The 9,051-nt window shown below is 69.9% G+C and carries 7 protein-coding genes, 1 other RNA gene and 1 pseudogene; all 9 read left to right on the forward strand.

Annotation, left to right across the window (positions count from 1 at the left end; genetic code table 11):
* A pseudogene (locus AN218_RS12225) lies at positions 1 to 293 on the forward strand (serine/threonine protein kinase); the annotation flags it as partial.
* Between the two features lie 119 nt (positions 294 to 412).
* The gene (locus AN218_RS12230) at positions 413 to 1,789 is read left to right on the forward strand and encodes a serine/threonine-protein kinase (protein WP_070016879.1); all 1,377 of its coding nucleotides are present in this window, start codon (positions 413 to 415) and stop codon (positions 1,787 to 1,789) included.
* A 141-nt stretch (positions 1,790 to 1,930) separates the two neighbouring features.
* Complete coding sequence (gene prfB, locus AN218_RS12235) at positions 1,931 to 3,049, forward strand: peptide chain release factor 2 (RefSeq protein WP_070016880.1); 1,119 nt, start codon at positions 1,931 to 1,933, stop codon at positions 3,047 to 3,049.
* Positions 3,050 to 3,304: 255 nt separating this feature from the next.
* On the forward strand, positions 3,305 to 4,039 hold the full coding sequence (locus AN218_RS12240; RefSeq protein WP_171908659.1) for a collagen-like protein: 735 nt from the start codon (positions 3,305 to 3,307) through the stop codon (positions 4,037 to 4,039).
* 830 nt (positions 4,040 to 4,869) lie between these two features.
* Complete coding sequence (gene ftsE / locus AN218_RS12245; RefSeq protein ID WP_070016881.1) at positions 4,870 to 5,559, forward strand: cell division ATP-binding protein FtsE; 690 nt, start codon at positions 4,870 to 4,872, stop codon at positions 5,557 to 5,559.
* A 68-nt stretch (positions 5,560 to 5,627) separates the two neighbouring features.
* Positions 5,628 to 6,539, forward strand: coding sequence for a permease-like cell division protein FtsX (gene ftsX, locus AN218_RS12250; protein WP_070016882.1), 912 nt, complete (start codon positions 5,628 to 5,630; stop codon positions 6,537 to 6,539).
* Between the two features lie 68 nt (positions 6,540 to 6,607).
* On the forward strand, positions 6,608 to 7,897 hold the full coding sequence (locus tag AN218_RS12255) for a S41 family peptidase (RefSeq protein WP_079132094.1): 1,290 nt from the start codon (positions 6,608 to 6,610) through the stop codon (positions 7,895 to 7,897).
* An 18-nt stretch (positions 7,898 to 7,915) separates the two neighbouring features.
* Complete coding sequence (gene smpB / locus AN218_RS12260; RefSeq protein ID WP_070016884.1) at positions 7,916 to 8,446, forward strand: SsrA-binding protein SmpB; 531 nt, start codon at positions 7,916 to 7,918, stop codon at positions 8,444 to 8,446.
* 174 nt (positions 8,447 to 8,620) lie between these two features.
* Positions 8,621 to 8,991, forward strand: a transfer-messenger RNA (tmRNA) gene (ssrA, locus tag AN218_RS12265).
* Positions 8,992 to 9,051: the final 60 nt, after the last annotated feature.

A 9,051-nucleotide genomic window follows, 5' to 3' on the forward strand; every position in this document is an offset into this window, starting at 1 on the left:
AGCGCCGTCCCGCCCAGCCGCCGCCGCAGCGGTACGAGCCGGAGCCGCCGCCCCGCCGTGAGCCGCGTCCCCGGCGCGAGCCGCGGCAGCGCAGCGCGAACCCGATGCACATTCCGGGGCTCGGCTGCCTGAAGGGCTGTCTGTTCATGATCGTGCTGCTGGTCGTGGCGGGCGTCCTGGTGTGGAATCTCACTCCGCTTCCCGAGTGGTGGGCGCAGGGCCAGAGTTTCTGGAACTCGGTGGAGGACCTCTTCAAGGATCTCGGGAATCTGATCGACGGCGCTTCCAATTAGCGTCCGTAGCAGGCGAGTTCGGAGATTTATCGACTTCCCGGGAGGGAATTCCCGCTCGAAAGCGACGGTTAGTGCGCTCCTGGACCCTGACGGGCCTTCCGGCGCGTAGTTTTGTCGCTATGGCACGGAAGATCGGCAGTCGCTACACCGCTCACCAGATCCTGGGCCGCGGCAGCGCCGGCACGGTGTGGCTCGGCGAAGGGCCCGACGGGCCGGTCGCGATCAAGCTGCTGCGCGAGGACCTCGCCTCGGACGGGGACCTGGTGGAGCGGTTCATGCAGGAGCGCAGCGCCCTGCTCTGCCTGGACCACCCGAGCGTGGTCGGCGTCCGCGACCTCGTCGTGGACGGCAACGACCTCGCTCTGGTCATGCAGTTGGTCCGCGGCACCGACCTGCGCACCCGCCTCGAACACGACCGCCGCATCGCGCCGCAGCCCGCGGTCTCGATCGCGGCGGACATCGCCGACGCCCTCGCCGCGGCGCACACCGCGGGCATCGTCCACCGCGACGTCAAGCCCGAGAACGTCCTGCTGGACGCGCTGGCCCCGGCCGGGCCCGGCGGTGCGCCGCCCGCGCTGCTCACCGACTTCGGCGTCGCCAAGCTGATCGACTCGCCCCGTACCACCCGGGCCACGTCGATCATCGGGACGCCCGACTACCTCGCACCGGAGATCGTCGAGGGCCTGCCGCCCCGCGCCTCGGTCGACATATACGCACTGGCCACCGTGCTGTACGAACTCCTCGCCGGATTCACGCCGTTCGGCGGCGGCCACCCCGGCGCGGTGCTGCGCCGGCATGTCACGGAGTCGGTCGCTCCGCTGCCCGGCATCCCGGATGAGCTGTGGCTGCTGATCCACCAGTGCCTGGCGAAGGCTCCCGCCTCCCGGCTGCGCGCCGAGGAGGTCGCGGTGCGTCTGCGCGAGCTGCTGCCGGATCTGGAGGGGCTGCCTCCGCTGGACATCGACGAGCAGCCCGAGGAGGGCTACGAGCCGTACGAGTACGGGGAGTCCGAGCCGCCGGGTGAGGGCCGCCAGGGATACGGAGAGCAGGGCGGCGGCCCCGCACGCGCGGACGGTCACGGCCGTACGACCGCCTCCGCGGGCACCGGCTCCCGGCATCCGGGGACCGGCGACGGCGCGACGGCCACGAGCCGTACGGGACGTACGGGCCGTGCCGCGGTCCCGCTGGTGCACGGCGGCGCGAGCCCCGACTCCAACCGCGACACCCACACGAGCATGCGCGTGCCCGGAGCCGACGAACTGGCGGGCGGAGCACACGGAACGGCCCGTGCCCCGCGCGCCGCGGGCGCTCCCCGTGCGGGCTCCGCGCGCAACCGCCTCTCGCCGGCCGCGATGCGGCGCCGGCGCATCAAGCTGGGCGCCGGTGCGGCGGTGATCGTGGCCGTCGCCGGTCTCGGCGGCTGGTTCGCGGCGTCCGGCGACGACGGCGAGAGCACCCAGCCGGCACCGGCCGTCGAGCACCCGCAGGAGCCCTGACCGTACGGAGGCCGTACGGACGGGACGGGAACGCGGCCGGGCAGGCCCCGGAACGAGGACGGCCGGTACCGGGAACGAGGGCGGGATCACGGTGACCCCGGGCGGGGAACGGCCGCACCCCCCAGCCGTTAGGGTGGAGGTGTGGCGATCCCCGACTTTCCCGAAGAGCTCAAGTCCCTCCGCTCCACCATGGAGTCGATCGAGGCCGTGATGGACCTCGACAGGCTGAGGGCCGACATCGCCTCCCTCGAGGAGCAGGCGGCGGCCCCCGATCTGTGGGACGACGTGGAGAATGCGCAGAAGATCACCAGCAAGCTGTCCTACCTCCAGGGCCAGTTGCGCAAGATCGAGGAGCTGCGCTCGCGGATCGACGACGTCGAGGTCCTCCACGAACTCGCCGCCAGCGAGGACGACGCGGACGCACGCGGCGAGGCGGAAACCGAGCTGGAGTCGCTGCGCAAGTCGGTCGACGAGCTGGAGGTGCGCACGCTGCTCTCCGGCGAGTACGACCCGCGTGAGGCGGTCGTCAGCGTCCGTGCCGAGGCCGGCGGCGTCGACGCCGCGGACTTCGCCGAGCAGTTGATGCGCATGTATCTGCGCTGGAGCGAGCGCCGGGGCTATCCCACCGAGGTGTACGACACCAGCTACGCGGAGGAGGCGGGCATCAAGTCCGCGACGTTCGCCGTCAAGGCGCCCTACGCGTACGGCACGCTCTCCGTCGAGCAGGGCACCCACCGCATGGTGCGGATCTCGCCGTTCGACAACCAGGGGCGGCGTCAGACGTCCTTCGCCGGTGTCGAGGTGCTGCCGGTCGTCGAGCAGGTCGACCACATCGACATCCCCGAGAACGAACTGCGGATCGACGTCTTCCGTTCCTCCGGTCCGGGCGGCCAGTCGGTCAACACCACCGACTCCGCGGTCCGTATGACCCACATCCCCACGGGCATCGTCGTCTCCTGCCAGAACGAGAAGTCCCAGATCCAGAACCGCGCCGCCGCCATGCGCGTCATGCAGTCGCGTCTGCTCGCCCACCGCCGTCAGGAGGAGCAGGCGAAGATGGACGCGCTCAAGGGGGACGGAGGCAACTCCTGGGGCAGCCAGATGCGTTCGTACGTTCTGCACCCGTACCAAATGGTGAAGGACTTGCGGACAGAACATGAAGTCGGCAATCCCCAGGGCGTTCTCGACGGCGATATCGACGGCTTTCTCGAAGCGGGCATCCGCTGGCGCAAGCAGCAGGAGCAGCAGGACGCGAGCTGATCACGCCGCCCAACAAGCCACGTCCGCATAACGATTCGGTCGGCGTGGCGCGAACTCCCAGCGCAGCAAGGCCAATTCACATGGTTCTCGCTTGACTGAGATGTGAATTGTAGGAAAGCTGTTCGCTCGCATGCCTGTGTCAGGGGCGCGTGCGGGGGTGAAGAGGCGGACAGAATCCGTGTCCCGGCAAGAGGCTCCGCAGCCCGTCACACAGCTGCTCCATGAAAAGTTGAAACTACTGGGGGTAGTTGGCAGATGATCAAATCGAAGACGCGGCTGCGAGTGGCGCGCGTCGCCGCCGGCACGGTGTTCGCCGTCGGCGCCTCGCTCACCGCTGCGGGGGCCGCGCAGGCCGCTGACGGCAGCACCGCCGCGAAGCAGGGTAACGAGGGGATCGTCGGCGGCATCATCGGTGGTCTCATCGGCGGTGGCGACGGCGGCGGTGACACCGGCGGTGACACGACCGGCGGCGACACCGAGGGCACCACGGGCGGCGACACCAGCGGTGGCGACACCGAGGGCACCGTCAGCGGCGGTGACACCGGCGGCGACATCGGCGGCACCGTGACCGGTGGCGACGACGGCGGCAGCGACAACGGCGGCGGCGACAACGGTGGTGACACCGGCGGCGACGGCGGGAACACCGGTGGCGACGACGGCGGCAGCACCACCACGACCGGTGGCGGCGACAACGGTGGCGACACCGGTGGCGACGACGGCGGCGAAGAGCCCGCCACCATCGGCGGCTCCGGCGGCGACGACGACTGCGACCTGAACGACGACAGCGTCGACTGCGAGGGCGGCAACACGCAGCCCGACAGCTCCGGCAGCCAGCCCGTCGAGCAGCAGCCGCAGGCCCCGAAGGAGGAGCTGGCCGAGACCGGTTCGTCCGAGACGACCTACCTGCTGGTCGGCGCCGCGACGATGATCGCGGGCGGTGTGGCCTTCCGTGTGATGCCGCGCATGATCAACCGCCGTACTGCTGCCTGACGTCCACGGACGACCGGCGCATACGCGGGCGAGGGGCCCGGAACGCAGCGTTCAGCGCGTTCCGGGCCCCTCGTGCGTGTGGTGATGCGTGCGGTGATGGGGGATGCGTGCCGCAGGGATGCGGTTCCACGACCGTACGGAAAGGAGCCGCCGCCGCTCACCACGCGTCGCCGCCCGCTCACGCGCGGGATGCCCGCGGACCGGCGGACCGCTTACGCCGTGGCCACCCGCTGTGCGACGAGCGCCACGGTGAGCAGCGCCAGCAGCAGGCCGAAGAGGGCCGTGGGGGAGAGGCTCGCGNTCGCGGTGCGCACGGCAGACCGAGCAGCGGCCCTCGCTCACGGGGCCGGCGCAGTTGGCACACACCAGTCGGTCGCATGTCATGCGAACTCCTCCTTCTGCTGCCAACGATGCCGGTGAGTGATCGGTTCCCGGAAGGGTACGGTCCCTTTCCACTGTGCCAGGCTCCGCGCGCGTGCGCAGAGGCTCGGCCGCTCTGCTCGCCGCCCGCCGGACCCCGTACGTAAGCCCCGTCCCGTACCCCAGCGGTGCGCAAAGCCAAGCGAAAATGCACGAGATGGGCGCTTTGCCGGAAAGGGTGCGTGACCAAGCCCACCAACAACGGACGCCGACTGCGCGCTGTGCGCCGCTTCGCGTAAGGTCGCCACACTCCCCCTGGCCGAGCCCGGGAGGGGCCCGCCGGCCGTCGCCGTGAGGTGCCCCCGCCCGCGGTGGACGCCGGGAGGTGCGCCGCCCGGTGCACACCGGGAGGTACCAGGGAGCCGCGTGCGGCTTCCACTGCCCCTACCCCAGGCCGACGTGGTGTATCCGTGATCCGATTCGACAACGTCTCCAAGTCCTATCCCAAGCAGACGCGTCCGGCGCTGCACGATGTCTCGCTGGACATCGAGCGCGGCGAGTTCGTCTTCATGGTGGGCTCGTCGGGCTCCGGCAAGTCCACCTTCCTGCGCCTGATCCTGCGCGAGGAGCGCGCCACCAACGGACAGGTGCACGTGCTGGGCAAGGACCTCGCGCGGCTGTCCAACTGGAAGGTGCCGCAGATGCGCCGCCAACTGGGCACCGTCTTCCAGGACTTCCGGCTGCTGGCCAACAAGACCGTCGGTGAGAACGTCGCGTTCGCGCTGGAGGTCATCGGCAAGTCCCGTGTGCAGATCCGCAAGACGGTCCCGGAGGTCCTCGACCTCGTGGGCCTCGGCGGCAAGGGCGACCGCATGCCCGGCGAACTCTCCGGCGGTGAGCAGCAACGCGTCGCCATCGCGCGGGCGTTCGCGAACCGTCCGATGCTGCTGATCGCGGACGAGCCGACCGGCAACCTGGACCCGCAGACCTCCGTCGGCATCATGAAGCTGCTGGACCGGATCAACAGGACCGGTACGACAGTGGTGATGGCCACGCACGACCAGCAGATCGTCGACCAGATGCGCAAGCGCGTCATCGAGCTGGAACGGGGCCGGCTCGTACGCGACCAGACGCGCGGTGTCTACGGCTATCAGCACTGAGCCGCCCGCGGAGGCGAACGGTCTGAGCAGTCTGAGCAGTTGAGACGGCAACACACTGAAAGGACGCCATGCGCGCCCAGTTCGTACTGTCGGAGATCAGCGTCGGTCTCCGCCGCAATCTCACGATGACCTTCGCGGTGATCGTGTCGGTCGCCCTGTCTCTGGCCCTCGCGGGCGGTTCCCTGCTCGCGCGCGAACAGGTCAGCACGATGAAGGGCTACTGGTACGACAAGGTCCAGGTGTCGGTCTATCTGTGCAACGAGAACGACGCCGACTCCGACCCGAACTGCGCCAAGGGCGCCGTGACCGCGCAGCAGAAGCAGCAGATCCGCTCGGAGTTGGAGAAGCTGCGCGTGGTCGACAAGGTCTACCACGAGTCCGCGGACGAGGCGTACAAGCACTACAAGGAGCAGTTCAAGGACTCGCCGCTCGCCGACTCCCTCACGCCCGACCAGATGCAGGAGTCCTACCGCGTCAAGCTGGACGACCCGACCAAGTACCGGGTGCTCCAGACCGCGTTCTCCGGCAGACCGGGCGTACAGGAGGTCCAGGACCAGCGGAACCTGCTGGAGAACCTCTTCAATCTGCTCAACGGCATGAACATCGCAGCCCTGTTCGTGATGGGGCTGATGCTCGTCGTCGCCCTGCTGCTGATCGTCAACACGGTGCGGGTCTCCGCGTTCAGCAGGCGACGGGAGACCGGGATCATGCGGCTGGTGGGCGCCTCCAGCTTCTACATCCAGATGCCGTTCATCCTGGAGGCCGCCATCGCGGGCCTCATCGGCGCGGGGCTCGCCTGCGTCCTGCTGCTCGGCGGCAAGTTCTTCCTCATCGACAGTTGGCTCGCGGAGAAGATCGCGCTCATCAACTTCATCGGCTGGGACGCGGTGTTCAAGGTGCTGCCGCTGCTCATCGCCGTGGGGGTCCTGATGCCCGCGGTGGCAGCGTTCTTCACGCTGCGCAAGTATCTGAAGGTGTGACGCACGACGCTGGCGCCGTACGGCCAACGGGCCGTGCGGCGGCCCTCGTCTGGCCTAGACTCCGAATCATGTCGGACTCGTGGTATTCCGCCTCATCCCCCGACAAACGCAGGGGAAGCTCCCGGCAACTGCGCCGCGGGGCGGGGCTGGCACTGGTCTTCGCGAGCGTGCTCGCGACGGGCGCCGCGACAGGTGCCTGGGGCGACGGAATGCAGGCCGTCGCCGGTTCACGCGACGCTGCGGGCGACGCGTCCGCCAACGCGCAGTTCGGCGGCGGGAGTTACGGCGACACGAGCAGCAGAGCGGCCGGGCTCCACAAGGACACCGAGCGCGTACGCGAGGACGGCGCGAGCGGCGGCGAGGAGGCCGAGGAACTGGTCAGCCGCAGCGGCGACCGCTGGTCCTCCGCGTACACCGCCCGCGAGTTCGAAGGGCTCCGGCGGACCCTGGACGGCGAGTACGTCGGCGTCGGCATATCCGTACGCCGTGACCGGGACGCCCAGGGCTCCCCGTCCGTCGTCGTCGCCCGCGTCGCGCCGGACAGCCCGGCCGACCGCGCGGGCGTCCGCGCCGGCGACCGGCTGCGCTCCGTCGACGGCGAGCACGTCTCCGACCATCCCGTCACCGACGTCGTCGCGCGGCTGCGCGGCTCGGAGAACGGCGGCCGCAGCGCCGACCCGTCCCCGCTCGGCAGCAGCGTCCGCCTCGGGCTCGAACGCGACGGCCGGCACCGGACGGAGACCCTGCACAGGGCACGGCTGAGCGCCGACGCCGTGACGGTCGACCGCATGCGCCACGGCGTCACCCGGATCAAGGTCACCTCCTTCACCAAGGGCTCCGCACGGCAGGTGCGGGACGCGGCCGAGTCCGCCCGCGGGGGCTCCGGCATCCTGCTCGATCTGCGCGGCAACTCCGGCGGCTTCGTGCACGAGGCGGTCACCGCCGCCTCCGTCTTCCTTGAGGGCGGCCTCGTCGCGACGTACGAACAGCACGGGGCGCAGCGCGCCCTCTACGCGGACACCCGGCCCGGCACGGCCTCCCACGGCAGGACGGCTCCGCCGCTGGTCGTGCTCGTGGACGGCGGGACGATGAGCGCCGCCGAGCTGCTGACCGGGGCGTTGCAGGACCGGGGGCGTGCCGTCGTCGTGGGCTCGCGCACCTTCGGCAAGGGCTCGGTCCAGATGCCGCGGAAGCTGCCGGACGGCTCGGTCGCGGAGCTGACCGTCGGCCACTACGCGACCCCTTCGGGCCGCTCCCTCGACGGCGAGGGCATCACGCCGGACCTGGTCATCGACGGCGCCGGGGACGCGGCGGAGCGGGCCCGCACAGTATTGAGTGGCCTGGAGGCCCGGTCCTAGTGGGAGAATGGCCGGGCTATGGCGAAGAAGGACGACAAGAACAAGAGCAAGGCCAAGAAGGCCAAGGACGCCGCGGGCGGCCGTAAGCTCATCGCGCAGAACAAGAAGGCGCGGCACGACTACCTCATCCTCGACACCTACGAGTGCGGCATCGCGCTCACGGGTACCGAGGTCAAGTCGCTGCGGCAGGGCCGCGCTTCACTGGTCGACGGCTTCGCCCAGCTCGACGACGGCGAGGTCTGGCTGCACAACGTGCACATCCCGGAGTACGCGCAGGGCACGTGGACGAACCACACCGCACGCCGCAAGCGGAAGCTGCTGCTGCACCGGTACGAGATCGACCGGCTCATCGGCAAGACCCAGGAGACGGGTCTGACGCTGGTGCCGCTCCAGCTCTACTTCCTGAACGGCCGGGCCAAGGTCGAGATCGCGCTGGCCAAGGGCAAGAAGGAGTACGACAAGCGGCACGCGCTGCGGGAGAAGCAGGACCGCCGGGAGTCGGACCGCGCGGTGGCCGCGGCACGGCGGCGACAGCGCGTGAAGACGTGAGGGCGCTGCGTACGGGGCCTCCGCGGCCGGCGGCCGGTGCGGGGCGGACCGTGCGGGAGGCCGTGGGCGGCGGGAATACCGGGCGCAGCAAAAGAGTTGGCTGTGGTGTGGCCGGGTCACGTACCATGGCCGCAGCGCCGCCCGGGAGGGCGTCGTGGGTTGTCAACTCAACATGGGGATGATCGGTTTCGACAGCGGAAGTCGAAGCAGGTGAAGCGAGCCGAGGAACGCGGCAATGATCTCGTTAACCATGTGCCGCAAAAAAATAATCGCCAATCAGAAGCGCGATTCCTTCGCCCTCGCTGCCTAAGCAGCGAGTGTGAAGTGTCAGCCCGGGTGTGTTCCCGCCCCGGTGTCTGGCATCAGCTAGGGGACTCACCGCGCAGACCCGGTCACGGGGCCTGCCGGGACACCTCACAGTGACTGGGCCCGTCGGAGACTTGTCCACGTGATCTCCGGGGCCGAGAAAATCGCAGTGGACTGCGCTCGGAGAAGCCCTTCTTCTGCTCCGTTGGACGCGGGTTCGATTCCCGCCATCTCCACGAGTGCGAGGGCGACGTGTGTCCGCGGAAAGCGCGGACCGGGTCGCCCTCGTTGTTTTTGCG

Origin of the sequence: Streptomyces nanshensis, from assembly GCF_001751255.1 — a bacterium.
Lineage (GTDB): Bacteria > Actinomycetota > Actinomycetes > Streptomycetales > Streptomycetaceae > Streptomyces > Streptomyces nanshensis_A.

Coding starts and splice junctions, on each gene's coding strand:
- AN218_RS12240 (WP_171908659.1), top strand. CDS start 3,305: ATGATCAAATCGAAGACGCGGCTGCGAGTGGCGCGCGTCGCCGCCGGC.
- ftsX (WP_070016882.1), top strand. CDS start 5,628: ATGCGCGCCCAGTTCGTACTGTCGGAGATCAGCGTCGGTCTCCGCCGC.
- AN218_RS12230 (WP_070016879.1), top strand. CDS start 413: ATGGCACGGAAGATCGGCAGTCGCTACACCGCTCACCAGATCCTGGGC.
- smpB (WP_070016884.1), top strand. CDS start 7,916: ATGGCGAAGAAGGACGACAAGAACAAGAGCAAGGCCAAGAAGGCCAAG.
- AN218_RS12255 (WP_079132094.1), top strand. CDS start 6,608: ATGTCGGACTCGTGGTATTCCGCCTCATCCCCCGACAAACGCAGGGGA.